The sequence below is a fragment of the Streptomyces sp. NPDC056224 genome (assembly GCF_042267665.1).
GTDB lineage: Bacteria > Actinomycetota > Actinomycetes > Streptomycetales > Streptomycetaceae > Streptomyces.
In genome coordinates, this window is the sequence record NZ_JBHJTK010000001.1 from 603,128 (window position 1) to 628,812 (window position 25,685).

General features: G+C 71.6%; 20 protein-coding genes. 11 read left to right on the forward strand and 9 right to left on the reverse strand.

All coding sequences use genetic code 11. The annotated features are described in order from the left end of the window. The first annotated feature begins 472 nt into the window (after positions 1-472). From ACFCZ1_RS02770 to ACFCZ1_RS02790, 5 genes are all read left to right on the forward strand, one after another. Positions 473-1,366 (forward strand): hypothetical protein, encoded by an 894-nt coding sequence (locus tag ACFCZ1_RS02770; protein WP_376676508.1) that lies wholly within the window; start codon positions 473-475, stop codon positions 1,364-1,366. Positions 1,367-1,412: 46 nt separating this feature from the next. Next, positions 1,413-1,628, forward strand: coding sequence for a hypothetical protein (locus ACFCZ1_RS02775; RefSeq protein ID WP_376676509.1), 216 nt, complete (start codon positions 1,413-1,415; stop codon positions 1,626-1,628). A 112-nt stretch (positions 1,629-1,740) separates the two neighbouring features. Further along, a complete protein-coding gene (locus tag ACFCZ1_RS02780; protein WP_376676510.1) occupies positions 1,741-2,145 on the forward strand; it encodes a luciferase family protein in 405 nt (134 codons plus the stop codon). Positions 2,146-2,294: 149 nt separating this feature from the next. Continuing rightward, entirely contained in the window at positions 2,295-6,272 is a 3,978-nt protein-coding gene (fxsT, locus tag ACFCZ1_RS02785) for an FxSxx-COOH system tetratricopeptide repeat protein (RefSeq protein ID WP_376676511.1), read from the forward strand. Positions 6,273-6,307: 35 nt separating this feature from the next. After that, entirely contained in the window at positions 6,308-7,162 is an 855-nt protein-coding gene (locus ACFCZ1_RS02790) for a class I SAM-dependent methyltransferase (RefSeq protein ID WP_376676512.1), read from the forward strand. Positions 7,163-7,172: 10 nt separating this feature from the next. Here the strand turns inward: ACFCZ1_RS02790 and ACFCZ1_RS02795 are convergent, their stop codons facing one another. Next, on the reverse strand, positions 7,173-8,858 hold the full coding sequence (locus ACFCZ1_RS02795; RefSeq protein WP_376676513.1) for a carbohydrate binding domain-containing protein: 1,686 nt from the start codon (positions 8,856-8,858) through the stop codon (positions 7,173-7,175). A 345-nt stretch (positions 8,859-9,203) separates the two neighbouring features. Here ACFCZ1_RS02795 and ACFCZ1_RS02800 point away from each other — a divergent pair, with 345 nt between their 5' ends. The 3 genes from ACFCZ1_RS02800 to ACFCZ1_RS02810 are packed head-to-tail and all read left to right on the forward strand — an operon-like array spanning position 9,204 to position 11,627. Next, positions 9,204-9,974, forward strand: coding sequence for an ABC transporter substrate-binding protein (locus ACFCZ1_RS02800; protein WP_376676775.1), 771 nt, complete (start codon positions 9,204-9,206; stop codon positions 9,972-9,974). After that, positions 9,941-10,771, forward strand: coding sequence for an amino acid ABC transporter permease (locus tag ACFCZ1_RS02805; RefSeq protein WP_376676514.1), 831 nt, complete (start codon positions 9,941-9,943; stop codon positions 10,769-10,771). The genes ACFCZ1_RS02800 and ACFCZ1_RS02805 overlap by 34 nt, the downstream gene beginning before the upstream one ends. Positions 10,772-10,805: 34 nt before the next feature. After that, positions 10,806-11,627 carry an amino acid ABC transporter ATP-binding protein gene (locus ACFCZ1_RS02810; RefSeq protein WP_376676515.1) on the forward strand — a complete coding sequence of 274 codons (822 nt, stop codon included), beginning with the start codon at positions 10,806-10,808 and terminating at the stop codon, positions 11,625-11,627. 34 nt (positions 11,628-11,661) lie between these two features. Here ACFCZ1_RS02810 and ACFCZ1_RS02815 read toward each other — a convergent pair whose 3' ends face one another. Further along, positions 11,662-11,820, reverse strand: a complete 159-nt coding sequence (locus ACFCZ1_RS02815; protein ID WP_376676516.1) for a hypothetical protein — start codon at positions 11,818-11,820, stop codon at positions 11,662-11,664. Positions 11,821-11,949: 129 nt separating this feature from the next. Here ACFCZ1_RS02815 and ACFCZ1_RS02820 point away from each other — a divergent pair, with 129 nt between their 5' ends. Further along, on the forward strand, positions 11,950-12,921 hold the full coding sequence (locus tag ACFCZ1_RS02820) for a TAXI family TRAP transporter solute-binding subunit (RefSeq protein WP_376676517.1): 972 nt from the start codon (positions 11,950-11,952) through the stop codon (positions 12,919-12,921). Positions 12,922-12,964: 43 nt separating this feature from the next. Here ACFCZ1_RS02820 and ACFCZ1_RS02825 read toward each other — a convergent pair whose 3' ends face one another. The 3 genes from ACFCZ1_RS02825 to ACFCZ1_RS02835 are packed head-to-tail and all read right to left on the reverse strand — an operon-like array spanning position 12,965 to position 16,477. Beyond that, positions 12,965-14,374 (reverse strand): ATP-binding protein, encoded by a 1,410-nt coding sequence (locus ACFCZ1_RS02825; protein WP_376676518.1) that lies wholly within the window; start codon positions 14,372-14,374, stop codon positions 12,965-12,967. Beyond that, positions 14,371-15,084: a response regulator transcription factor gene (locus tag ACFCZ1_RS02830; protein ID WP_376676519.1), complete on the reverse strand. Its 714-nt coding sequence runs from the start codon at positions 15,082-15,084 to the stop codon at positions 14,371-14,373. The genes ACFCZ1_RS02825 and ACFCZ1_RS02830 overlap by 4 nt, the downstream gene beginning before the upstream one ends. Before the next feature lie 31 nt (positions 15,085-15,115). Continuing rightward, positions 15,116-16,477 (reverse strand): MFS transporter, encoded by a 1,362-nt coding sequence (locus ACFCZ1_RS02835; protein WP_376676776.1) that lies wholly within the window; start codon positions 16,475-16,477, stop codon positions 15,116-15,118. 228 nt (positions 16,478-16,705) lie between these two features. Between ACFCZ1_RS02835 and ACFCZ1_RS02840 the strand changes: the two genes are divergently transcribed. Beyond that, positions 16,706-17,284 (forward strand): hypothetical protein, encoded by a 579-nt coding sequence (locus tag ACFCZ1_RS02840; RefSeq protein ID WP_376676520.1) that lies wholly within the window; start codon positions 16,706-16,708, stop codon positions 17,282-17,284. Between the two features lie 24 nt (positions 17,285-17,308). On the opposite strand, the gene nadE is transcribed toward ACFCZ1_RS02840, so the two are convergent. The 4 genes from nadE to ACFCZ1_RS02860 all read right to left on the reverse strand — a co-directional run bounded on the left by nadE (position 17,309) and on the right by ACFCZ1_RS02860 (position 24,506). Then, positions 17,309-18,139 (reverse strand): ammonia-dependent NAD(+) synthetase, encoded by an 831-nt coding sequence (nadE, locus tag ACFCZ1_RS02845; protein WP_376676521.1) that lies wholly within the window; start codon positions 18,137-18,139, stop codon positions 17,309-17,311. 856 nt (positions 18,140-18,995) lie between these two features. Continuing rightward, positions 18,996-21,812, reverse strand: a complete 2,817-nt coding sequence (locus ACFCZ1_RS02850) for an AAA family ATPase (RefSeq protein ID WP_376676522.1) — start codon at positions 21,810-21,812, stop codon at positions 18,996-18,998. 274 nt (positions 21,813-22,086) lie between these two features. Then, a complete protein-coding gene (locus ACFCZ1_RS02855; protein WP_376676523.1) occupies positions 22,087-23,454 on the reverse strand; it encodes a cytochrome P450 in 1,368 nt (455 codons plus the stop codon). Between the two features lie 14 nt (positions 23,455-23,468). Further along, a complete protein-coding gene (locus tag ACFCZ1_RS02860) occupies positions 23,469-24,506 on the reverse strand; it encodes a lyase (RefSeq protein WP_376676524.1) in 1,038 nt (345 codons plus the stop codon). Between the two features lie 628 nt (positions 24,507-25,134). On the opposite strand from ACFCZ1_RS02860, the gene ACFCZ1_RS02865 reads away from it, so the two are divergent. Beyond that, complete coding sequence (locus tag ACFCZ1_RS02865; RefSeq protein ID WP_376676525.1) at positions 25,135-25,584, forward strand: hypothetical protein; 450 nt, start codon at positions 25,135-25,137, stop codon at positions 25,582-25,584. Positions 25,585-25,685 lie beyond the last annotated feature (101 nt).

Genomic DNA, 25,685 nt, shown 5'->3' on the forward strand with positions numbered 1-25,685 from the left:
GCGGTGACCACACGCGGGCGCACGCCGGCATCGGTGACTGGCCGCAGGCCCGGACGGCACGGAGGTCCTGATCGGGCCGGGCGTGGCAGGAGCCGGCGGATGCGACCGGCGCCCTGGTCACGGACCGGGGCGCCGCCTTCACGGATCCGGCGGCCACGTCCCGGCACGGCGCACCACGGCATCCGCACGGGCTGCGTCCGCGCCGAGGTCCGCCGCCCGACCCGGATTCCACCCCTGCCGGGAGCCCCGGCGGCGGTTTCCGGCCCGATCTGGCCGGCCTGAAATGAGGAAACGTTTATGCAGGTTGCGGTCCCGAAGGCGGCGCACGGAGGCAGGTGGTGGATGCCTGTCCACCGTTCGACTGGCATATGCGCACGTCTGGCCGCACAGGCGCATGATCGGGCAGCCCCTCGGTGAAGCTCGTGGCGTCCGGCAGCCGCCGCTGTCACCGAACGAAAGGCCGGCAACGCCCATGTTGATCGTCCAGCTCGCCCTCGTGTCAGAGACCACGACCAACCAGATCAGCCCCTCGCAGCTCACCCGGGTGGCCGCGGCCCTGCAGAAACAGGCGACCCGGGATTTCGGGCCCATCTGGGAAGTCAATGCGACCGTGGACGCCTTCGACAGACTGGAGGACGTTCCCGTCGGGTACTGGCCACTGATCGTGGTCGACGACGTCCCCGGCGCGGCGGGCTTCCACACGGACGAGAACGGACAGCCGTTCTCCCTGATCGAGTTCGGCGCCAGCTGGTCCCTGACGGCGAGCCACGAGATGCTGGAGATGTGCGCCGACCCGTTCGGGCGTCGTCTGGTGTCCGGCAAGTCTCCGCACCCGGACCAGGGCGTGGTCGAGTTCCTGGTGGAGGTCTCCGACCCGTCGGAGGCCGAGGAGTTCGGCTACACCATCAACGGCCTTCTCGTCTCGGACTTCTTCACCCCGAGATTCTACGATCCGGTCGCCGTCGAGGGTGCCCGCTACAGCTTCGGTGGCCACATCAAGGAGCCCAGGCAGGTGCTGCGCGGCGGTTACATCAGCTGGCGCGAGCCGGTCTCGGACGAGTGGTGGCAGCAGATCTGGTTCGAGGGCAACAAACCGAAGTTCCGCAACCTGGGGCGCCTGACCGGCAGCGGCAGCCTCCGCGCGGCCATCGATGCCAAGACCAAGACGGTCAGTCGTCTCGCCGCCAGTGGTCCGGCCTCCAAGCCCTACAGCGACGCGAAGGCACTCACGGCACGGGTCAAGGAGTCCACCAACGCCCGGGCCGAAGCATGGCGCAGCCAGATCGACAGCCTGAAGGCCGCGAACCCCGCGGCCAAGGCCTTCAAGGGGAAGGAGAAAGGGAAGGGGAAGGGGAAGGGGAAGTGACGGCGGCCGTGACCGCATCTTTGGCCCGACTGCCAGGGAGGCCGTGGTGAGCGATGAAGCCCAGGAGCGGAAGGCTCGCGCGGACAAGATCCGCAAGAAGATCCACCGGCCCGGTTCCGAATCGCCGGAACCGGAGCCGTCGGCCGATGAGCAGGCGGAGGGGGAGAGTCTGAAGGAAGGCGTCGAACGCCGAATGCGCGAGCTCGGCGAAGCCGATCGCGACGATCGTCCGCCGTCCTCGGGAGATGACGGCGAACGCTGACCGAACGGCGCTGTCCCTCCGCATGGTTACGGTCTGTCCGCCCGCCGAACCGGAGGGTGGGATTCGGTCAAGGGCCTTGTGGTGTCGGCCGGGAGGCGGGCACGCTCGGGGAATGAACACAGCTAGGCTCGCCAGTGAACAGCTGATGGGTTGGTCCGCCCTGAGCGAAGGCCGGGCCCTCTGCGGTGCCAGGCTCGGACTGAACGCCGGTCTTCGGGAGATAGTTCACTTTCACAGTGATCACGAAGCCGACGTCCACCTGACCCACGCGATGATCACGAAGCTTCGGCCGGCTCTCGCCGGGTCCTCCGCGATCCGTTTGCGAGCCGGTTCCGAATGGGTGACGCTGCGTCTGGACATAGGGTCCGACATCGACCTGCTGGCCACCCTGGTCAGCGCGGCCCTCGCGGCCGGGGCCCGAGCCGACGCCGAACCGGGCGGCGGGCGCGTCCGTCTCCCGGCACCCTGCACGCGCCTCGGGAAACCGGCCGCGGCCGTCCTGTCCGGCTGCCTGTGAGCCCTGCGTGCGTCGTGGCACATCGGGTACCCGGCCGGGTCCGCGGAGTGCTCGCCCGCCAGTGAGCCGCCGGCCGCCCGGCGGCCCGACGCCTACACCCGGCTCCGGTGGGCACAACGACCTGGAGGGCGCCGACCGGGGGGAAGCGGATGACAGTGAGTCGCAGGAGCCGTGACGGACGTATCGTCACCTTCTATTCGTACACGGGCGGCACGGGCCGCACCATGGCGCTGGCCAACACCGCCTGGATCCTGGCGGCCAACGGCAAGCGGGTGCTCGCCGTGGACTGGGACCTGGAGGCCCCGGGCCTGCACCGGTACTTCCACCCCTTCCTGGACCCCGCCTCGCTCGGGGCCACCACCGGGGTCATCGACCTGATCAGCGAGTACGCCTGGGCGGTGACCAGCCCGATGCAGCGCGCCGACGACTGGCACAGGGACTACGCGCGCATACGGCCGCACGCCGTCTCGCTCACCCCGCAGGCCCGCGGCTGGGAGTTCCCGGACGGCGGCACCCTGGACTTCGTCCCGGCGGGCCGGCAGAACCGCGAGTACGCGGCGACCGTCTCCGCCTTCGACTGGGACAACTTCTACGACCGGCTCGGCGGCGGGCTCTTCTTCGACGCCTTGCGCGCCGACATGAAGCGGAACTACGACTACGTCCTGATCGACAGCCGCACCGGTCTGTCCGACGTCGCGGACATCTGCACCGTCCACCTCCCGGACACCCTCGTCGCCTGCTTCACCCTGTCCGACCAGTCCATCGACGGCGCCGCGTCCGTCGCCCGCCAGATCCACGAGCGGTTCAACGACCGCGGCATCAAGATCTACCCGGTCCCGATGCGCATCGACGGCGGCGAGAAGGAGAAGGCCGACGCCGGCCGGGCGCTGGCCCGGATCAGGTTCGACCGCTTCCCGAACGGCCTGGTCGGGGACGAGCTCACCTCGTACTGGGGCGCGGTGGAGATCCCCTACCGCCCCTCCTACGCCTACGAGGAGACCCTGGCCACCTTCGGCGACGAGGCCGGGCGCACCGACTCCCTCCTGTCCGCCTTCGAGCGGCTCACCTCGGTGGTCACCGAGGGCCGGATCACCTCCATGCCGGTCATCGGCGAGGAGGTCCGGCTGCGCATCCGCGACGCCTTCACCCGGCGCCGTTCGGCATCGCCCGCCGACCTGTTCCTGTCCTACGCCGCCGAGGACCGGATGTGGGCCGACTGGATCGAGTCGGTGCTCACCCGGGCCGGTTTCCGGGTCGTGCCGAAGGACGTCTCGGCCGAGCGGTCGCCGGTAGCGGCCGCCGACGACACCCCCGGGGGCGCGGGCATCGGCATCGACACCGCCGCCCGGACCGTGGCGCTGCTCTCGACGGCGTACCTCAGGTCCGCCCGGGCCGTGGACGTGTGGGAGCGGGCGGCGGCCGAGGACCCGACCGGGAGCCGGCGTCAGCTGGTCCCGCTGAGGGTGGGCGACGTACGGCTCTCCACGCCGTACACCGACCGCGGTCCGGTGGACCTCTTCCGGCTCGACGAGGCCCACGCCACCACCGCCCTGCTGCGGGCGGTGGAGCGTCCCACGGCCCTGCCCGACCGTGTCAGCAGCGCCTCCCCGCCCGGCCCCCGCTACCCGGGGACCGTCCCGAAGATCTGGAACGCGCCGCCCCGCAATCCCGGGTTCGCCGGGCGCGGCATCGTGCTGGAGCGGATGCGCGACCAGCTCGGCGGGGGCATGGCCGTGGTGCTGCCACAACCGCAGACCCTGTTCGGGCTCGGCGGCGTCGGCAAGACCCAGGTGGCGCTGGAGTATGTGCACCGGTTCATGGCCGACTACGACCTGGTGTGGTGGATCCCCTCGGAGCAGACCGACGGCGTGGTCGCGGCCCTCTCGGAGCTGGCGGCACGGCTGGGCGCGCCGACCGGCGAGGACATGGCGGCCGCCTCCCAGGAGGCGATCGACCTGCTGCGGCGCGGGGTTCCCTCCTCCCGCTGGCTGCTGGTCTTCGACAACGCGGACGATCCCGAGGCGCTCACACGGTTCTTCCCGCCGGGCGGGCCGGGCCATGTCCTGGTGACCTCCCGCAACCAGTCCTGGTCGCAGTACGGTGACGCGCTGCCGGTGGACGTGTTCCTGCGGGAGGAGTCCATCGAGCACCTCCGGCGCCGGGCCCCCGGGCTCAGCAAGGAAGACGCCGAGCAGGTGGCGGTGGCGGTGGGCGACCTGCCGCTGGCCGTCGAGCAGGCGGGTGCCTGGATCGCGGAGACGGCGACGCCCGTGTCCGCGTACGTCGATCAGCTGGCGCAGCAGGCGGCCCGCGTCCTTGCCCTGAACCAGCCGCCCGGCTACCCGGAGCCGGTGGCCACCACCTGGAACATCTCCATCGAGCGGCTGCAGTCCCGTTCCCCGGCCGCCGTCCGGCTGCTCCAGCTCTGCGCCTTCCTCGCGCCCGAGCCGATCTCCGCGAACCTGCTCTACGGCAAGGAGATGATCGACTCCCTCAAGCCCTACGACTCCTCGCTGCAGGAGAAGCTGGTGCTGGGCCGGGTGATCCGGGAGATCGGCCGGTTCGCGCTGGCCAAGATCGACCAGGTGAGCAACAGCATCCAGGTGCACCGGCTGGTCCAGGCGGTGATCCGGGCCCGGCTGAGCGAGGAGGAGCAGCGCGAGGCCCGGCACGCGGTCCACCGGATCCTGGCCGGGGCCCGGCCGGACGACGACGAGCCCGTCGACGATCCGCAGACGTGGCCGCGGTTCCACACCATCTGGCCGCACCTGACCCCGTCGGAGGCCCGGTTCTGCACGGAACCTGAGACGCGCAGGCTGCTGATCGACCGGGTGCGCTACCTGTGGAAGCGCGGCGATCTCAAGGCCGCCCACGCCCTCGGCGAGGAACTGCGCGAGGCGTGGAAGGAGATGCTGGGCGACAACGACCCGCAGTACCTGTACCTGCGCTTCCACCTGTCGAACATCCTGCGCTCGCAGGGCCGGTTCGTGGAGGCGAAAGAGCTGGACGAGGTCACGCTGGAGCGGCAGAAGGCGGTGCTCGGCCCCTCGCACCCGCACACGTACATGACCATGAGCGGTCTCGCCGACACGCTGGGCGCACTGGGCCGTTACGGACGGGCGATGGAGCTGGCGACCGACGCGCACGAGGGCTTCGGCCAGATCTTCCACGAGGCGCACCCGCGCACGCTGGCCGCCGCGCACAACCGGGCGCTGAACCTGCGGCTCGTGGGTCAGTACACCAGGGCTCGTGAGATCGACCAGGAGGTGCACGACCTGCGCACGGAAGTGCTCGGGCCGGAGCACCCGTACACCCTGTCCTCCGCGCAGAACCTGGCGCGCGACCTGCGCGAGATGGGCCGGTACGAGGAATCGGTGCAGCTGCTCAGCCGGACGTACGACACCTGCAAGCGGACGCTGGGGCGGACGTTCCCCGGCACCCTGTCGGCCGCGAGGAACCTCGCGGTGTCGCTGCGCCGGGCCGGTCAGCTGGAGGACGCCCTCCGGCTGACCACGGCCACCCGGGCCCGCTACCGGGCCAAGTACACCTCCGTCAACCCGGACCTGCTGTCCTGCGAGCTCAACCTGGCCTCGGACCTGTTCGCGACCGGGGATCCGGGCGGGGCGCGGGACCTGGCGCAGGAGGTGGTGGACGAGTACATGAAGGTGCCGGGCGAGCGGCACCCGTACACCCTGGCGGCCGTGAACAACCTGGCGGTCTTCCACTGGGGCACGGGCGTGGCGGAGACGGCGGAGACGATGCTGCGCCAGACGATCCCGTACATGCGCGAGGTGCTGGGCGACGCCCACCCGCACACCGTCTTCGCCCACCTCAACCTGGCCAACGTCCGCGCCGAGCTGGGCGATCCCGAGGGCGCCCTGGAGCTGGAGCGGACGGCGGTGACGCGCCTGCGCGAGGTGCTCGGGGCGCACCACCCGGAGACCCTGGCGGGCGCCTCCAACATCGCGGTCAGCCTGGAGGCGATGGGCCGGGGGGAGGAGGCGCCGCGGATCCGTGCGGAATCGGTGACCGAACTGGCCCGGCTGCTCGGCGAGGACCACGCCCTGACGCGCCACGCGCGCGACGGACGGCGCTTCCACCGCGACCTGGAGCCCCTGGCCCTGTGAACCCGAACCATCCCCCGGACAGGAGGAGGCGCGACGTGCCGACCGCCCCGGACAGCCGCTACGCCGATGAGCTCGGCCGGACCAACCCGTCGGAGACGGCCCGGCTGCGGGCACTCACCGACGCCCTCGACGCCGATACGCTCCGCCGCCTCGACGCCGTCGGCCCGGCGCCCGGCGCGCGGGTCCTGGAAGTCGGCGCCGGCACCGGCACGGTGGCCGCCTGGCTGGCCTCGCGCTGCCCGCGGGGACTGATCACCGCGACCGACCTCGACACCACCCACCTGCCCACCGGTCTGCCCGGCCACGTGCGGGTGCTGCGCCACGACGTGACCCGCGACCCGTTTCCCGCGGAATCCTTCGACCTGATCCACGCCCGCTGCGTCCTGCTGCACCTGCCGGAACGCGAGCGCGTGGTGGAGCGGATGAGGGACTGGCTGGCCCCCGGGGGCACCCTGCTGCTGGAGGACGTGGTGCACTTCCCCCACACGGGCCTTGCGCCCGGCGATCCCGTCCGCCGCTCCGTGGAGGGGATCTGCGCCCTCCTGGCCGACTCCTACGGAATGGAACCGGACTGGGGCCTGCGCGCGCCCGATGTGCTCCACCGGTACGGATACGAGCAGATCGCCGCCGAGATCGCCCTGCCGGTCTTCCGGAAGGGCGCCCCGATCGCCGACTTCTGGTACCGGACGGTGGCCGCCCTCGCCCCCCGCCTCCGGGAGTCCGGCTGCATGACCGAAGCCGGGATCGGCTCCGCCCTGGCGGCGCTGCGGGACCCGGACCGCGTCTCCTTCCCGCTCGGAGTCCACGCGGTCCGGGCCCGCAGGCCGCCCGCGGCCCAGGCCCCGTCGTCAGAGCGGCCTGACCGGCGCCACTTCGACGACATGACCTGACCGCCCCGGATCAGCCGGTGAAGCCGGCGGTGAGGGAGGTGAACTGCCAGTCGTTCTGCGCGATGCCGGAGCAGCTCTCCTGCAGCCCGCCGCCGGCGCAGCCACGGTCGCGGTTGACGGACCAGAAGGCGAGACGGGCGATGTGGTGGGAGTTGGCCCAGTTGCGGATGTCGGTCCAGTTCTGCACGGTGGTGGTTTCCTGGGTGTCGCTGACCCCGTTCATGCCGGAGATGCCGATGTGGGAGTAGGCGGTGGCGTCGTCCCAGCCGAAGGTGGACTTGAGTTTGGTCTTGAGGCCTTCGGTCGCGCTGACGGTGCTGGCGTACATGTCGGTCGAGGCGTTGCCGAAGTCGAAGGGCATGATGGTGAACACGTCGATCCCGGCGCCCTGCGCCTTCGACTGTTCGATGAGGCGGTTACCCCACGAGGTGGGTCCCGTGGTGCCGGTGCCGAAGGTCAGGATGGTCCTGAGGCCCGGATTGTTCTGCTTGACGATCTTGAGTGCGCCGATGATGCGGTCCTGGACCACGGCGTTCTCGAACTCGTCCGTGTTCTCGATGTCGACGTCGACGGCCTTGAGGCCGTAGGCGTCGATCACTCGCTGGTACGCACCGGCCAGCGCCTCGGGGGTGGCGCAGTTGGGGCCGAGCTTGTTGCCCTGCCACCCGCCGATGGACGGAACGATGTCGCCGCCGGCCGCCCGGATCGAGCTGATGGTGCTCTGGTCCACCCCACCGGTCAGCGGGCGCTGGCCGTCCCAGGCCGGGTTGCATCCGCCGGAGGAGAGGATGAAGGCCATGGTGAACCACTTCGCGCCGGTCGCGTTCATCACCGTGGTCGCGCTCGGTGGATTGCCCCAGCCGAGGTAGAGGTACGGTGCCGCCTGCTTGAAGCCGGTCGGCGTGGTCCCGTTGTCGGTGGTGACGGTGACGGCGTCGGAGGCCGGTGAGGTGTTTCCCGCCAGGTCGCGGGCGCGGACGGTGAACGTGTACGCGGTGTTGGGGGCCAGCCCGGCGACCGTCGCGCCGGTCGTGGTGGACGTGTTCACCTTGGCGGCGCCCTGGTAGACGTCGTAGCCGGTGACGGCGACGTTGTCGGTGGAGGCCGCCCAGGCGAGCGAGACGCTGGAGGAGGTCTTGCCGGTGGAGGTGAGGCTGCCCGGTGTGGTCGGGGCGACGGTGTCGGTCCCGCCGCCGGGGCCCTCCAGGACGACGTCGTCGGCGTAGTAGGTGCCCTGCCCGTACCAGCCGTTGAGGTAGATCTCGGCACTGGTCTGGGAGGCGCCGGTGGTGAAGGAGACGGTGAGCTTGGTGTAGGCGGTGGCGGAGGGCGTCCAGGTGGACGCGCCGCCGGTGACGCCGAGGTAGACGTAGCTGCCGCGGACCCACGCGGAGAGCGTGTACGAGGTGTTGGGCAGGACCGCGACGGTCTGGGCGCACTTCGCGTTGTCGGAGGCGCTCACCGCCCCGGCCAGCGCCTTGCCGCCGCCGTGCACGGGGGAGCTCACGACGGAGCCCAGACCGCCGCTGCAGGACCAGCCGGCCGGTGTGCCGCCCTCGAAATCGCCGTTCGTGAGGAGGTTGGCCCCGAAGGCGGCTCCGGGGGCACTCAGCACGGCGGCCGCGCCGAGCAGGGTGGCACCGAGGCCGCATGCCAGGCGGGTTCGTGTTCGGGTGGGTCGGGTGAGGTTGGGCATGGGAGTGCCTCCATCGTGGTGGGGGGAAGGTGAGCAGCCCGGAACGTGACGTGCGGCGTGGCCGGGAACTTATGCCTCCGGATGCATCGCCGTCAACTGGTCTGGACCAACTTCACGGAATGGGAAGGATTCCCAACTGTTCGGCTTGACACGGGTGTTGTCCGAAACGCAGCATCGGGGACGGGCCGCCGGGGGCTTACGATCTCGGCGGACGGTCTCGTCCCGTGACCGCCGCCAGTCCCGCACCCGTGGAGGTCAACCGTGTACCGGACGGCCCAAGGACGCCGCACCCGCCGCAGCAGTCACCGCATCCGTGCCACGGTCGGCGCTGCCGCCGCCGCGGGAATGTTCCTCGCCACCGCCGGCTGCTCCTCCGGCGACGGCGGGCCGGGAGAGGCCGCCGGCGGCGTGCGCGTCGTCGAGAAGGGCAAGCTGACCACCTGCACCCATCTGCCGTACCCGCCGTTCCAGTTCGAGCGGGACGGCCGGGTCGTCGGCTTCGACGTGGCCCTGATCGACCTGGTCGCACAGAACCTCAAGGTCGAACAGAAGATCCTCGACACCCCGTTCGAAACCTTCAAGACGGGTGCCTTCCTGAACTCGGACCAGTGCGACCTCGCCGCGGCCGGCATGACGATCACCGACGAGCGCAAGAAGAACGTCGACTTCTCCGTCCCGTACTTCGACGCCACCCAGGCGCTCCTCGCGACCAGGAAGAGCGGTGTCACCTCCCTCGCCGAGGTCAAGGCGAAGACGGGGAAGCTGGGCGCGCAGGCCGGGACCACCGGCGAGACCTACGCCAAGGCGCAGGGCTTCGACCCGGTCGCCTTCGAGAGTTCGGACGCGGTACTGAACGGGCTCCGCACGGGGCAGGTCGACGCGGTCGTCATCGACTACCCGGTCGTCCAGGGCTGGCTGGGGGACGCGGCGAACGCCGCGGAGTTCGTCCTCGGCCAGAACATCGAGACCGGGGAGAAGTACGGCTTCCCGGTGAAGAAGGGCAACGCCGCCCTCCTCTCCGAGATCGACAAGGTGATCGCGACCGCCAAGGCCGACGGCACCTACCAGAAGCTCTACGAGCGGTGGATCGGCCCGCTGCCCCAGGCCGCGTCGTGACCTTTTCGCCGACCCGGCGGCAGCGGCGCCGTCTCTGGCAGGGCGTCCAGTACGGGATCTTCGCGGCCGTGGTGGTCCTGATCGGTGTCCTGGCCGACTGGGACCGGCTGCAGAACCAGTTCGCACGGACGGACCTGGCCCTGCGGCTCTTCCCGAAGATCATCACCACCGCCCTGCGCAACACGGTGTTGTACACGACGTCGGGTTTCGTCTTCGGCCTGCTGCTCGGTCTCGTCATCGCCATGATGAGGCTGTCGTCGGTGGCCCCGTACCGGTGGGTCGCCGGCGTCTACATCGAACTGTTCCGGGGCCTGCCCGCCCTGCTGATCTTCATCTTCGTGGGTGTGGCGGTGCCACTGGCGTTCCCCGGGACCGAGATCCCCGGCGGTACGTACGGGAAGGTCGCACTCGGCCTCGGTCTCGTCGCGGCCGCCTACATGGCGGAGACGATCCGGGCCGGCATCCAGGCGGTGCCCGAAGGGCAGACGGAGGCGGCCCGCTCGCTCGGCTTCTCGCACGGCCGGGCCATGGTGTCGGTGGTCATCCCGCAGGCACTGCGCATCGTCGTCCCGCCGCTCACCAACGAACTGGTCCTGCTGTTCAAGGACTCCTCGCTGGTGCTGTTCCTGGGTGTGACGCTGCAGGAACGCGAACTGACCAAATTCGGCCGGGATCTGGCCAGCGAGACCGCCAACTCGACCCCGATCCTGGTCGCCGGCCTGTGCTACCTCCTCGTGACCGTGCCACTGGGCTTCCTGGTGCGCCGTCTCGAGGCCCGCGCGGACAGGGCCGTGTGAGGACGAGATGTCACAGGCGAGGGGAGCGGTGGACATGACGGCAGCGGACCGCCCGGAGATCGAGATCAGGGGGCTGCACAAGTCCTTCGGCGCCGACCACGTCCTGCGGGGCATCGACCTGGACGTCGCCCGCGGCGAAGTGGTATGTGTGATCGGGCCGTCGGGCTCGGGCAAGTCGACACTGCTGCGCTGTGTGAATCTGCTGGAGGAGCCGGACGGGGGACGGGTCTTCGTCGGCGGCACGGAGGTCACCGACCTCGACGTCGACATCGACGCCGTGCGCCGCCGCATCGGCATGGTCTTCCAGCAGTTCCATCTGTTCCCGCACCTGAGCGTCACCGAGAACCTCACGCTGCCGCAGCGGCGGGTGCTCGGCAGGGACAAGGCGCGGGCCGCCGCCGTCGCCCGGGAGAACCTGGAGCGCGTCGGCCTCGCCGGGAAGGCGGACGCGTTCCCCGCGCAGTTGTCCGGCGGCCAGCAGCAGCGGGTGGCGATCGCCCGGGCGCTCTCGATGGGGCCGGAGGTGATGCTCTTCGACGAGCCGACCTCGGCGCTCGACCCGGAACTCGTGGGCGACGTGCTCTCGGTGATGAGGGCGCTCGCGGCCGAGGGCATGACGATGATGGTCGTGACCCACGAGATGGGCTTCGCCCGCGAGGTCGCGGACCGCGTCGTGTTCATGGACGGCGGAGTGATCGTCGAGCAGGGGCCGGCGGCGCAGGTGGTCGCCCACCCGCTGCACGAGCGGACCAGGGATTTCCTCCACCGCGTCCTGGACCCGGCGGCGGCCGGGACACCTGCCGCCGCCGACGGCGCCGGTGCGGGAAAGCCTGCTGACAAACAGCCCGAACGGTGAGGCAGGTGCGTCCCGTCGCCGGTCACGACAGGGCCTAGCGCAGGCCGCCGCCGTTCGTCGCCCAGGGTGCCGGCGCGATCACCCGTGCTAGCTCCCGGTGGATCTGCTCCGCCTCCCGGCGCGTCTGACCGGGCACGTCACCGCGTTCCCTTATCAACTGGGCATAGATGGGTGCTTCGTTGGAAGTGCTCAAGGTCTGGCTCCCCTGTTCGGGCCGGGCGCCCGCAGCCGGGCTGAACGAGTGTAGGGGTGCGGGGCCGGTCGGCGGGACGCGACCCCCCGATCCGGACGCACCCGGTGGGGCGCCGGATAGGCTTCCGCCGTGACCAGCGCAGAGGTGAGCCGTCGACGGGCGATGGGCGCCGGGTTCCGGGCGTTCGCGGGGGCGCTGGCGGCCGGATGCTCGGCGGGCCCCGGTCCGGTGCGGCGACTGCGGCTCGCGACGGGGCCCGAGGGAGGCCCGTACAACGCCTTCGGGAAGGCCCTGGCACAGGCCGTCGCCGCGAGCGGCAGCCGCCTGGAGATCGTGCCGGTGAGCACCGCGGCGAGCGTGAACAACCTGCGCAAGCTGGACGACGGTTCGGTCGAGCTGGCCCTGGCCATGGCGGACGCGGCCGAGGACGCGGTGCTGGGGCGTGAGCCGTTCCCCCGGCCGGCCGCGGTGACGGCGCTGGCCCGGGTCTACGTGAACTACACGCACCTCCTCGTCCCCGCGACCGGGCCGGTGTCGTCGGTCCGCCAGCTCGCCGGCCGTCCGGTCGCGGCCGGCGCGGCGGGATCGGGGGTCCAGGTGGTGGCGGGGAGGGTGCTGCGGGCGGCCGGGCTGAGCACCGGCCCCTCGTCGGCGGCCCCGCGGCAACTGAGCCTCGCCGCGTCGGTGAGTGCGCTGCGCGAGGGCGCGGTCGACGCACTGTTCTGGTCGGGAGGCGTACCCACGCCCGCCCTGTCGGGGCTGGCCCGCGAGCTGCCGGTGCGGTTCTTGCCGCTGGACGGCTACGTGGGCGCGCTGCGGGAGCGTCACGGCCCGGTCTACACCGCGGTCACGATTCCGGCCGCGGTGTACGGACTGACGGAGCCGGTGGGAACCATCGGGGTCGGCAATTACCTCCTGGCCCGTGACGACGTACCGGACGATGCCGTGCGCGAACTGCTCCAGGTGGTGTTCGACCGGTGGCGCGACCTGCTGCGGGAAGTGACGGCGGGGGCGCGGCTGGAGCCCCGGTTCGCCATCTCGACCGGGCAAGTGCCGCTCCACCCGGGGGCCGTGGCGCACTACCGGTCGGTGTACGGCTGATCGGGGTCGGGATCGGGATGTGTGGCAGATCCATGGCCGGGATCTATGGCCGGGAATCGGGGCCGGGACGGCCGACCGGCCGTCCCGGGGACGGGAGCCTGAGCTCCACGACGAGGCCGCGCGGGGTGTTGGAACCGACGGCGAGCCGGCCGCCGCTGATGCGGGCGATCTCATCGGCGATGGCCAGTCCCAGTCCGCTGCCGGGCACGTTCTGGTGCTCGGGGGAGCGGGTGAAACGCCTCAGCAGGAGCGGCAATTGGTCCTGCGGCACGCCCGGGCCGTCATCGGCGACCCGTACGACGGCCGTTCCGTCCGCGCCGTGCGCCGCGCGGACCTCGACGCGGCCGTCGCGCGGCACGAACTTGACGGCGTTGTCGAGGACCGCGTCCAGGATCCGGCCCGCCGCGTCGGGCAGCGCGAGGGCCCGCAGGGGGCCTTCCGGGGGCACGGCGGCCGTCAGTTCCAGCCCGGCGTGGCCGAAGACCGGCGTCCAGGCCGCCACCCGTTCCCGTACGGCCCGCGACACGTCCTGGTCCGTCAGCTCCGCCGTGGCGGACTCCACGCGCGCCAGCGCCAGCAGGCCGTCCAGCAGCTCCTCCAGGCGTTCCGCCTCGTCCAGGGCGCGCGCGTGTTCGGCCCGGCCGGGACCGGGGGCGATGTGCGGTTCGACGTTCTCCAGCTGCAGCACCAGCGTCGCCAGTGGATTGCGCAGCTGGTGCGAGGCGTCGGCGACGAAGTCGCGCTGGCGGCCGATGGAGTCGGCCATGGCCTGCGCCATGGTGTTGAAGTGCTGCCGCAGACGGCGCAGTTCCGGCGGTCCGGTGCCGGAGACTGCGCGGGCCCGCAGACTGCCCGCGGTCAGCCCCTCCACCGCCCGGTCCAGATCGAGGACGGGCCGCATCAGCCAGTGCGCGATGCCCGTCGCGACCAGGGCCGCGGCCGCGAAGGCGGCGGCCGCCCCGGCGGCGATGAGGGACCAGCGGACCGTCACGTCCCCACGGGCCGCGTCGGTGGGAACGGCCAGCAGGACCGCCCCGCTGACCCGCTCGTCCCGCCCCACCGGCTCGGCGAGCACGACGGTCGACGGACCCCAGGGGCGCAGGGTGGGCAGCCGGTCGGTGGAACGGCCGGTGAGGGCACGGCCGAGGGCGTCCGCCGCGTCGGCGAAGGGCCTCGTGCCGGCCCGCGCGACCGTCCCGCCCGTCGTGTCGACCACGACCACCCCGGTTCCGTACAGCTGGGCGTACCGGCTGATCTCGGCGGACAGCTCCGACCGGTCGGCCTCGGTGCGCATCCGCTCGGCGAGATCGGCGAACCGCGCCGCTTCCGAACGCCGTTGCAGCAGCAGGTGCTCGGTCCGTCCCCGCGCGTAGGCGTCGGCCAGGGGGACGCAGAGCAGCAGCGCCGCGGCCCCCATGAGCACCAGCAGCACGGCGAGCAGCCTGCGTCTCACCGCTCGTCGTCCCGCACTGCCGGGGCGCCGAGCTGGTAGCCGAACCCGCGGACGGTGCGCACCAGGCCGGGCCGGCCCGTCTTGGCGCGGATGCCCGCCACGTGGACGTCCAGTGAGCGGGAGGCGGCGAGGAAGGCGTCACCCCAGATCCGGTCCAGGATCTCCTCGCGGGAGTGCACTTCGTCCGGGCGGGCGGCAAGGAAGGCGAGGACGTCGAACTCGCGTCGGGTGAGCCGGACTCCGGCGCCCGCCACCGTGACCGTACGGCCCGCCAGGTCGACCTCGACGTCCCCGGCCCGCACGGGCCGGCCCCCGGCGGCGGGGTCGGCCGTGTGGGACTCGAAGCGGCCGGCCGAGGCGCCCGTCCGGCGGCGTACGGTGTCGATGCGGGCGATCAGCTCGGCCATGCGGAAGGGCTTGACGACGTAGTCGTCGGCTCCGGCCCGCAGCCCCTGCACGATGTCGCGCTCCTCGCAGCGCGCGGTCACCACGATCAGTGGCGCATCGCAGACGGTACGCAGCCGCCGCAGCAGGTCGAGCCCGTCCAGGTCGGGCAGTCCCAGATCGAGGAGGACGAACTCGGCTTCGCGGACGAACCGCAGGGCGTCCAGGGCGCGGCCCACCCGGCGGACGGTGTGACCGCGCTGGGCGAGGGCGGTGCCGAGGGCCTGGGCCATCCGGTCGTCGTCCTCGACGAGAAGCGCGTGCATGGAGTCCCCTCGCCACCCGTGACCCGGGGTATCAGCTTACGGGAGCCCCCGCGGGCTGCTTCCGGCCGGCGTCGGCGTCCTCGTCCGCCTCGGCGCGGCTGAGCGCCACGGCGCGGGTGTCCGGCATCAGGACGTAGGTGACGAGGGAGACGAAGGCGCACCCGGACACGTACCAGAAGAACATCGTCTCGTGGCCACTGCTCTTGAACCACAGCGCCACGTACTCGGCCGTGCCGCCGAAGAGCGCGTTGGCGATCGCGTACGGCAGCGCCACACCCAGGGCGCGCACCCGGGTCGGGAACAGCTCGGCCTTGACCGCCGCGTTGATCGAGGTGTAGCCGGTGACGATCACCAGGGCCAGCAGGGACAGCCCCAGCGCGGACCAGTACGAGGAGGCCGACCCGAGGGCGGTCATGATCGGGTAGGTGCCGACGGTGCAGCCCACCGCGAAGGTGATCAGCAGGGGACGGCGGCCGATCCGGTCGGACAGCATCCCGGCGAAGGGCTGCAGCACGGCGAAGAGGGCCAGGGCGGTGAAGCTGACCAGGGTGGCGGTCGTCTTCGCCATGCCCGCGCTCCCGACCAGGTACTTGGTGAGGTAGGTGGTGTACGTGTAGTACGCGACGGTGCCGCCGAGGGTGAGCGCCATGACCAGGCCCGCCTGCCGCCGGTGCTGCCACAGGACCTTCAGCGTGCCGCGCGTGCTCTCGTCGTGAGCGTCCTCGCCCGACGCCTCCTCCTTGAACGCGTCGGTCTCCTGGAGCCGTCGCCGCAGCCAGAAGACGATCACCGCGAACAACGCCCCGACGACGAACGGGATCCGCCAGCCCCAGCTCTCCAACTGGGCGGTGGTCAGCGTGTGCTGCAAGGTGATCAGGATGCCCAGACCGAGCAGCTGCCCGCAGGTCATCGACACGTACTGGAAGGACGAGCCCAGGCCGCGCCGGTCGCGGGCCGACGCCTCGGTGAGATAGGTGGCGCTGGCCGCGTACTCGCCGCCGATGCTCACGCCTTGGAGCAGACGCGCGAGGAGCAGCACCAGAGCGCCGAAGTAGCCGGCCTGGCCGTAGGTCGGGGCGACGGCGATCAGCAGGGCGGCCACCGACATCATGGTGACGGTCAGCGTGAGCGCGCTCTTGCGCCCGTGCCGGTCGGCGGCGCGGCCGAGGATCCACCCGCCGACGGGGCGCATCAGGAAGCCCACGGCGAAGATGCCCGCCGTGTTCATCAGCTGCGTGGTCGGGTTGTCGCCGGGGAAGAAGGAGTCGGCGAAGTAGATCGCGAAGCTGGCGTAGACGAACCAGTCGTACCACTCGACGAGATTGCCGAGTGACCCTCCGATCAGCGCGAGGCGGCGCTTCCCGCGCTCCTGCGCGGACGGCGGTGCGGGCATGGCGGCGGACGAGGTCATGGCGGCTCCAGACGGAAGTCCCAGCTGGGGGACGGGGGGAATGCCCCAGCGCGCTCGGCGGTGGGCAAGCTCCCAGAGCATGCGTCCGCCACCGCACCCGGACAAGGTCCGCTGCCCAGATCTAACGTTCCGCTAAGAAAGCACTCGGCTCTGCCAGGATGGGTAGGGGGACGGGTACGTCCTGTGCAGGCGCGTGACGAGGAGGCCGGAGTGGAAGAGCAGTTGGAGGCGAAGGGTCCGAAGCTGCCACCGTCGCACCCGCCGAGGACTCCACCGCCGCAGAAGAAGCCGGTCGAGGCTCCGCGGCCGCAGCCCGCGACGAAGCCGAAGGGGGCGACGGGCCTCCAACTGCCCCCGCACGACGGGCGGAAGGCAGCCACCCTCGCTCGCGGACGCATGGCCATCCGTAACCGGCGCGTCGCCAACTGGACGCTCACGGGCGACCGTTGGGCCGCGAACAAGGCCGCCACCCGCGTCCTGGAGACCGTCCGGAGCTGGGGCTACACCCGGCCGGAGGACGCGCCGCTGGAGCAGACGGCGCGGCTGCTCGTCGGCGCGGCCGTCGCCGACTCGGGCAAGCGGATCAGCCTGCACCTGGCCGACCAGGAGGAGATGCTCCTCGTCGTCGTGCTCAGCCACACGGCCGCGGAACCGGACGAGGACGTCCTCGTCCGGCTGGCGGCCGTGCCGGGTGTGTCGAGCTGCGGTACGGACGCCGGGCCGGACGGACGCCGGGTCTGGGCGCTGCTGGAAACGGCCCCGCCGCGCCGCCGGACACCGACGGCGTGACGAGCGGAACGGCTGCGGGGCGGTCTACGGCGCGATCGGCAGCCGGCGCTTGTGCTCGGTGAGGCGGTAGCGGCCCACGATCGTGTCGAAGGCCCGCTCACCGACCGGCTTGCCCTCCAGGAAGTCGTCGATGTCGTCGTACGTGACCCCCAGCGCGTCCTCATCGGCCTTGCCCGGGTCCAGGGTCTCCAGGTCCGCCGTGGGGGTCTTCCAGACCAGCTCGGCGGGGGCGCCCAGCAGGTCGGCGACGGCCCGTACCCGCCGCTTGGTCAGGCCGGTCAGCGGGACCAGATCGGCCGCGCCGTCGCCGAACTTCGTGAAGAAGCCGGACACCGCTTCGGCCGCGTGGTCGGTGCCGACGACCAGGCCGTCGTGCGCGCCCGCCACCGCGTACTGGGCGATCATGCGCTGGCGGGCCTTGATGTTGCCCTGCACGAAGTCCTGGTGGTGGGCGTCCCGGAAGACGGCGCCGCCGGCCAGGACGGTCTCCAGCGCGGCGTCGCTCGCGGGCTTGACGTCCACGGTCAGCACCCGGTCCGCGTTGATGAAGCCGAGGGCGAGCTGGGCGTCCTTCTCGTCGGCCTGGACGCCGTACGGGAGCCGCATGGCGTAGAAGGTCGCGTCGTGCCCGGCCGCGCGGGTCCGCTCCACGGCGAGCTGGCAGAGCCGGCCCGCGGTGGTGGAGTCCACGCCGCCGCTGATCCCGAGCACCAGGGAGCGCAGGCCGGTGGAGGTGAGCCGCTCGGCGAGGAAGGCCACGCGGCGCTCGATCTCCTGCTGGGCGTCGAAGGTCTGCGTCACCTGAAGTTCCAGGGCGATCTCCTGCTGCAGGGCGGTGGACGCCGGCTGGCTCACTGCTGCTCCTCGTGGTCGTGCGTGGCGTGGTGGTGCGTGTCCCGTCGACCCTAGTCGAAACGGCTGGTCCGCAATCCGGCCGGGGCGGCCCGACGCCCGCCGACCGCGGGGACCCCGGTCCCCGCCCGGATTGGATCCCGGAGCGCCCGGACGTCACACCGGGGCGGAAAGGATCACGGCGGAGGCGGGTGGCCGGCCACGAGAACAGCGGCCCGCGCAGGCGCCGCAGGTAGCCCGCGGGGTCGTCGACGGCGGTGGTGAGCGAGTGCGCGACCATCGTGGTGCGCGGCGGTGCGCGGCTCCCGGTCGCAGCGTCCCGGCGCGGCACGGGGTGGGGGTGACGGGGGTCACCGGTGCGGATCGAGGAGGTCCAGGAAGGCAGGCCCGCGTCCGCGGCCTGCTGCCGAGGACGGCGGAGCGGCCCGGACACCCGCGGCCACGAGCTGCCCGGCGGATCGCCCGGCAGATGCTCGCGACGGCCAGGGCCCTGCCGGGCGGTCCGCGTCCGCTGCTCCGCGGCGAACCGTCCGACGGTCCCGCTCCCGCGATCGTCTCCCCCGTGGGGGAGGTGATCCGCGAGGTCGCTGCCCCGTCGCTGCTCAGCGGATGTCCGGGGTCCTCGTCGAGCGGACCCGGCGCTCGCCCTCCGCATCGCCCAGAGCGTGTCCGCCATGACGAAGGGCCCCGTCGTCCACCGGGCGGCCCGTGCGGAACTCCGGTCCCGTCCCGATGGCCGCAGGCTCCCGCCGGGCGTCGGCCGACCGGGCCGTCACGTCACCGCGGGCGCGCACACCCGCAGAACGCCACGCGGGCCGCTGCGGTATCCGCAGCGGCCCGCGTGGCGTGGACGGGGGCGTCAGATTCCCAGGGCCCTGCGGAGCCCGAGCCGGTCGGTGCCCAGTTTGGTGAAGACCGCGGACAGCAGCTCCGAGACCCCCTGGACGTCGGTGCGCATCTCCTTGGCGATCGCCGGGTTGTCCAGGCCGAGCGCGGCATGCCGCGCCGCCGTGTTCTCCGCGACCGTCAACGTGTCCTGCTCGGAGGTGTGCAGACGGCGCGGTCGCAGCCCGGCCGACACCAGCTGCATGCGGGCACGGCTCGCCAGGACGTCGGCGCCGCAGGCCGCAACCGTCTCCATGCCCCGGTAGAGCTGCTGGGCCGCCTGGTGCGGATCACCGATGGCGTGCAGGGCGGCGCCGTGGTCGACCAGCGCGTGGGCGAGTTCGCAGGCGGCGGGGGACTGCTCGAGGTGGTCCACCGCCTCCTGCAGCAGCACCACCGCCTGGGACGGTTCCGTGGCGGCCGCCGAGACGCGCAGGGCGTGACCGATCGTGCTGGCCGCACCGAACGCGCGGGCGCGTGACACGGCCTCGGCGGCCGTGGCGCGCGCCAGCTCGGTGTTGTGGGTGACCTGTGCGAGGGCCAGGTCCAGCTGCCAGGGACTCCACGACGGGTTGCGCGTCCCGCGGAGGTCGAGCCGCTTGCCCGCCGCGGCGAGCTGCTGCTCCGCTTCCTTGATCCTGCCCTGGGCCAAGAGGAGCTTGCCCCACACGGCCTGGGGGTCCGGGTAGACGACGGCGTTGGGGAAGCTCTCCGCCAGTCCGTACTTCTCGGCGACCTGCGTCGCCTCGGTGACGTTCCCGCGGGCGAGCAGCGTCTCGATGAGGGTGCCGATCGCGTACCACTGCGCCGGGATGCCGTGTCCGATCCGGTCGGCGATCTGCAGGCCGTTGCGTACGAGGTCCTCGGCCTCGGCGAGGCGTCCGCGCCGGAAGCGGACGTAGGCCAGCAGGGTGTAGACGAACGACAGGTGCGCCCCGCGCCAGCCCTTCGCCTCGAACTCGACGATGCCGGTGTTGAAGAGCTCCTCGGCGCGGCCCGGCTGGTCGCAGTACATGAGGGTGACCGCCACGACGGCCGGCACCTCGAAGCCGAAGTCCTGGTCGGTCCAGCTCATGCCCCCGTCCAGCGCCTGCTCCGCGAAGTCCAGGGCGGTGGCCACGGCTTCGCCGCGCACGGCGGCGTCCCAGGCCCGCAGGCCCAGGATGTGGCGCTCGGCCAGACCGCGGCCGGCGAGCCGCTTGGCGAACTGGGCGAGGAGCCGGGAGCGGGCCGGTGAGTTCTCCTCGTCCACCCGGACCGAGTTCCACTTGAACTGCTCGGCCTGCATGCGCAGCCGGGTACGGGAACTCGTGGCACGGCGGGCCTCGTCGGCGAGCAGCCCGGCTGCCTCCGCCAGCTGGCCCGTGTGGGCGAGGGCCTGCGCGAGCCGGTACGTGATCGCTTCCCGCAGGCCCTGTTCGGTCTTGGGCTCTTCCAGGGCGGTCCGGAGCTGGTTGATGGTGGTCACCGGATCGTGCAGGAGGTTGGCGGAGCCGAGTTCGAACAGCACCTCGGCCCGGTCCTCGACGTCCGGCGGTTCGCGCAGCGCCCGCGCCAGATAGCGCCGTGCGGCGTCGGGCGCTCCCGCGGAGAAGCTGTCGCGCGCGGCCTGGCGCAGCTGCTGCACCACCCAGGAGTCGCCCTCGGGGTGCATCTCCAGCAGGTGCCGGGCGGCGGCAGCGGCGCCGTGCCCGTCGTCGACCAGGGCCTGTGCGGCCATGCCGTGCATCGCGACGCGCACGCCGGGCGGGATCGACCGGTAGACGGCGGTGGCGATGAGGGGGTGGAAGAACTCGACGACCTCTTGTCGCCGCACGCTGGTGAGAACGGTCAGGATGCGCGCGGCGCGCAGTTGGTCGATGGCGTCGGCGGTCTGCGCCTCGCCGAGGGCCGCGACGCTTCCGACGATGCCGGTCGGGACCGCCGTGCCCAGAACCGCGGCCGCCCAGGCGAGCCGGACCGTGGACGGTCCGAGCTGTTCGAGGCGGTCGATCAGGCCGCTGCCCTTGACGGCGGAGGCCAGATCGCGCAGCTGGGGGATGTTGTCCTGGTGCGGCTTCAGCCCGCGGTCGCGGCCCTTCATGGCCAACTCGACGACCTCGAAGGGGTTTCCGCCGGTGATCGCCCAGCACTCGCGGCAGAACATGTCGTCGGCGCTCTCGCCGAGGGCGTCGCGCACGATGCGCGCCACCGCGCTCGTGGTCAGGGGCGCCAGTTCGTGCGGGCGTGTCCCCTGGCGCCCCATCAGGGCGCGCAGTGAGGCGGCGTCGGCGGGGATCTCGTCGGGCCGGCAGGCCACCATGATGAGCATGGCCAGTTCCTCGGCCCGCGCCGCGAACGCGGTCAGCCACGCAAGGGATTCCGCGTCCGCCCAGTGCGCGTCGTCGAGGACCAGGACGACGGGGGCGCTGCGCACCGTCAAATGGGTGACGACCCAGTCCAGGCCGTCCCGAACACCTTGCGGGTCGGGCGCCGTCGGGCCGTTCGGGACGGCGGTCAGGCCGAGCGCCGGGGCGACGATGCTGTACCAGTTGCCGAGGACGTCGAGCCGGTCGTCCTCGCTCATCGCGGCGAACGTCGGCTGTATGAGCTGCCGCATCACGTGGAACGGCACCTGCTTCTCCTGCTCGCCGCCACGCGCGAACAGCACGGTGCAGCCGCGCTCGGCGGCGAGCCGACGGGCCTCGCCCAGCAGGGTGGTCTTGCCGATGCCGGCCGATCCCGCAAAAGTCAGTACGCCCCCACGGCGAGTGACCGCACCGCTGTCCGAGGCTCCGCACAGATCGTCCACCGCGCGGTGGATCGCCAGGATTTCTGTTTCTCTTTCTAGCGGAGGCTGGGAAGACCATCCCCGCGGTTCCGTACTATGTGACATTCTTGCCCCCTCATGCGCGTGCGGCCGAGTGTACGGCTCGGTGGCAAGACGTTGCCGAGTAAAGATGATATTTGGGTATCCCACCACTCGTACGGGGGCGGTGCTGTACCCTTGCCCGACTTCATTGCCGTGCGCTGCCCGGGACTTGGCGGGAGTCGGCCGTGAGACGAGCGGTTCCGATCGCAGCCCGTCAACGGCGTGCGACGGGAATCATGGGCAGCTCGCTGGGCTGGGGAATACCGGCGGGAACCTCGCGCACGGTCACACCCGGTGCGGGGGTCAGGTGCCAACGGGACGCGACGCTCGCCACCGCGGTCAGGATCTCCGCCACCGCGAACGAGTCGCCGATGCACTTGTGCTGACCGGCTCCGAACGGCACGTACCGGTGATCGCGCGGCCGCTCCGCCCCCTCCCGCCAGCGGTCCGGATCGAAGACCGTGGGATCGGGAAACAGCGCGGGGTCCCGGTGCAACGCGTACGGGCTGTAAGCGATTTCGGCGCCGGCGGGGATGGATACGCCGCCGATCGTGACGGGACCCAGGGCGCGCCGGGTGAAGAGCAGGGGTGAGTGCAGGCGCAGCGCCTCCTGGAACACCCGGTTGGTGTAGGTCAGTTCGCAGAGGTCGGTCGGGCGGACGGGGCGGTCGCCCACCACCGCGTCCACCTCGGCGTGCACGCGCCGCTCCACCTCCGGGTGACGGCCGAGTTCGTGGAAGATCCACGCCAGGGTGGTCGCCGAGGTCTCCGTACCGGCGAACATGATGGCGATCGCCTCGTCCCGTACCTGCTCGGCGCTCATCGTGGCGCCCGTTTCGGCGTCCACGCTGGACAGGAGCAGGGACAGCAGGTCGTGACGGCCCTCCTGCGCGGCACGGTCCGCTTCCGCCGTGCCGTACTGCGCGATCACCTGGTCGATGATCTGGCGCAGGCGTGCGGCGGCCGTGTCGAACCGCCGGTTGAGCGGGATGGGCAGCCGGTCGAGGGACTTGGGCATGACCGCACGCAGGAGCATGCCCTCCAGGACTACGGGCAGCGAGCGGTGCACCTCGGCGACGGCGGGCCGGCTCAGGTCCCCGGAGAAGATCATCTCGGCGACCGAGGAAAGCGCGTACTGGCGCGTCTCGGTGACCATCGAGACTTCGCGGCCCGCCGTCCAGGACGTGGACATCGCCTCCGCCTGCCGGCACATCACCTCGGCGTACCCGGCTATGTGGCTCCGGTGGAAGGCCGGCTGGATCATCCGGCGCTGCTTGCGGTGGAACTCGCCGTCGGTCGTCACGATGCCGTTGCCGAACATCGGCCGGAGCCGGTCGAAGACCCGGCCGCGGCCGAACCGCTGCGCCTGCTGGACCAGTACGGCGTGGACGTGGTCCGGGCTCGTGAGGACGTGGACGGGCCACGTGCCGATGTCGAGCCGCACCACCTCGCCGTGGTCCCGCAAGGACTCCAGGAACGCGATCGGCCGGCGCCACAGCTGCAGCGCGTGGCCCAGGAGCGGCAACCGCCCGGGAACCACGGGGGCGTTGACCACGGGGCCGGTGTGTTTCGTCTGCTCCATGGACCGACTCCCTGTCATGCCACTGAAACCAGGCCCGGTCGGATGTACGCAGACTCCAGCCCGGCCGCGAACCGTTCGTCGCTGTACCGCGTGCACTCGTAACGCTGCCACAGATCCGCGCCGATCATCCAGTCCTCGAAGCTCCGCACGCACCGGGACACCGCGGCGCGCAGCGACGGATCCGTCTCCCCGCGGGCGTCGAGGGCCTGGATCAGGTGCTGCTCTCCGGCCAGGAACTCCTCTATCCGCACCTGGATGCGGTCCTCCACCGCGCGGACCGCGTCGGCGAGCGAGCACCGATCCCAGGAGGCGATGAGGGAGACGAGGTTGTTGTTGTCACCGCAGGAGTGTTCCTTCGGCAGGGAGAACACGTCGTTCCCCCACGAGATGACGTCCACGGCGCTCGCCACGACCTCCTGGAACTCCGGCAGGTCGTGGATGCGCTGCGGCAGGTCGATGCCCAGCCCGGCCTCGACCATGTCCATCATCGGCAGCATCTGGGAACTGTGCCGGCGCATGAGGATGTAGTCCTGGACCGCGGGGAGCGCTCCGGGACCGCGGTTGCCCGCCTCCTGGTCCAAGGAGCGCAGCATGAGCGGCACATGGGAGCGGTAGCGGGCCGCGGTTCCCTCGGACATCCCGGCCAGGATGCGGTCGCAGAGGTCGATGAACCCGGTCACCAGCGGATTCGTCGACGACGACGCGCTGCCGGCCCTCCCCGTCTCCACGTACCCGGTGATCGCGGCGGAGACTGGCCCCCAGGCGTCCAGCTCACCCGTTCTGATGAGGTGGTCGTGCTGGTCGTCCAGGACGAAGGACCAGGCCATCCACTCGGCGAGCAGGACGATCCTCTCGTACGGGACCTCACCGCTCACGCGGCCCGCGAGGTGGCCGAATCCGATCCCCGCGAAGTGCTCCACGGCGTCGGTGACCAGTTCGTGGCGGACCACCCACGAGGTGGCCTCCGCGTTGGCCTGTGCGGCCTGAGGGTGCTTGGAGTTCCCGAACGGAAGGTGAAAATCGGGAACAGAGAAAGAGTTGAGCTGGGTCATTGATCCCCCGTAATGAGTCTACTTCGCCAATACCCATTCAATTCGCGATCGCGATTGCTGCGACGACCCCGCGCATGCCCCCTCCGCTGCACCTTCGCCGCAGCGGCACGCTGTGGCTCCTGGAATGAACCGATCGCGGTGCGACCAGTTTCCGCCGCCGCACGACCACATCAGGCCACCCATGGAGTAATTAACTCCCAGAGCGCAGCGCACTGTCAATGTAGGGCGAGGGGGGACGCTGAATTAATCCGGAAAATTCCGAAAGTGTATTCGCTCAAAATATGCAAAGGGCATACTTCGTGCTGTTCGGAGCGTCCGACGGGTGCCCGCCCGGGCGTGAACCCTTCCGTAGGAGGGGAGTTGGCAACGAGCCCGCACGTCGCCGGGCCGGCCGTAGGCCTCTTCCGGCCACTGCTGCGTACGCCGAAACCGGTGCATCCAGGGGGCGTTGCTCCTGTCGGGGCCGAACTCGTCGCGACAACAGCCCTGTTCGCATACGGGACGGCTCGCGCGTGTCCGGAGGCACGGGGAACCGGGAAGGGCGGCCGGGTGGCCGAAGAGTGCCGTGGAGGTACCCGGCGCTGCCTACACTGCGAGGGGACAAGGCCGTCCGGGCAGGGGTGGGAACATGCGCGAGTCAGACCCGGCAGATCTGGACGACGGCTGCGAGGCCGACGTTCTCGGCGCCTACCTGGAGGTCCTGCGGGCGCGCCTGAACGGAGAGCGCTTCGAAGCGCTCATCCGCGCGGTCCAGATCACCTGCGCCCTGCTGGGGGACGGCCATCAGCCCGTCCTGGAGGTCCCCGGAGAGGACGACCTCGCCCCCGACCTGCAGCGCGAGTACCTGTCCCTGATGGCGGTGATGATCACGGGTCACCTCGACCACCGCCTGGTCGAACTCAGCGCCCCCGACGGCGCCCGGGGCTGGGCCGTCGTGGAGAATCCCCCCGCCGTCGCGGAGAACCCTCGCGCCGTCGTCGAGAACCCCCGTTCCCGCGAGGCGCGCGAGGCCGAACGCATCTGGATCGAGCAGGAACTGGAAGGCATCATCCGCGCCGGCGACTCGACGTCGTCCTGACGTCCCCCGCGGCCGGGGTGCGGCGTTCGGGCGCGCGCCCGGTGAGCGGCGTGACGTGTGCGCACCGCGGGGCCGTCGGGCTCGGGCCGGGGTCCGCGGAG

Excerpts from the sequence above, each read along its gene's own strand:
- ACFCZ1_RS02835 (WP_376676776.1), bottom strand. The coding sequence starts at position 16,477 with ATGCCCGCACCGCCGTCCGCGCAGGAGCGCGGGAAGCGCCGCCTCGCG.
- ACFCZ1_RS02865 (WP_376676525.1), top strand. The coding sequence starts at position 25,135 with ATGCGCGAGTCAGACCCGGCAGATCTGGACGACGGCTGCGAGGCCGAC.
- ACFCZ1_RS02795 (WP_376676513.1), bottom strand. The coding sequence starts at position 8,858 with ATGCCCAACCTCACCCGACCCACCCGAACACGAACCCGCCTGGCATGC.
- ACFCZ1_RS02780 (WP_376676510.1), top strand. The coding sequence starts at position 1,741 with ATGAACACAGCTAGGCTCGCCAGTGAACAGCTGATGGGTTGGTCCGCC.
- ACFCZ1_RS02860 (WP_376676524.1), bottom strand. The coding sequence starts at position 24,506 with ATGACCCAGCTCAACTCTTTCTCTGTTCCCGATTTTCACCTTCCGTTC.
- ACFCZ1_RS02810 (WP_376676515.1), top strand. The coding sequence starts at position 10,806 with ATGACGGCAGCGGACCGCCCGGAGATCGAGATCAGGGGGCTGCACAAG.
- ACFCZ1_RS02855 (WP_376676523.1), bottom strand. The coding sequence starts at position 23,454 with ATGGAGCAGACGAAACACACCGGCCCCGTGGTCAACGCCCCCGTGGTT.
- ACFCZ1_RS02830 (WP_376676519.1), bottom strand. The coding sequence starts at position 15,084 with ATGCACGCGCTTCTCGTCGAGGACGACGACCGGATGGCCCAGGCCCTC.
- ACFCZ1_RS02800 (WP_376676775.1), top strand. The coding sequence starts at position 9,204 with ATGTTCCTCGCCACCGCCGGCTGCTCCTCCGGCGACGGCGGGCCGGGA.
- fxsT (WP_376676511.1), top strand. The coding sequence starts at position 2,295 with ATGACAGTGAGTCGCAGGAGCCGTGACGGACGTATCGTCACCTTCTAT.
- ACFCZ1_RS02770 (WP_376676508.1), top strand. The coding sequence starts at position 473 with ATGTTGATCGTCCAGCTCGCCCTCGTGTCAGAGACCACGACCAACCAG.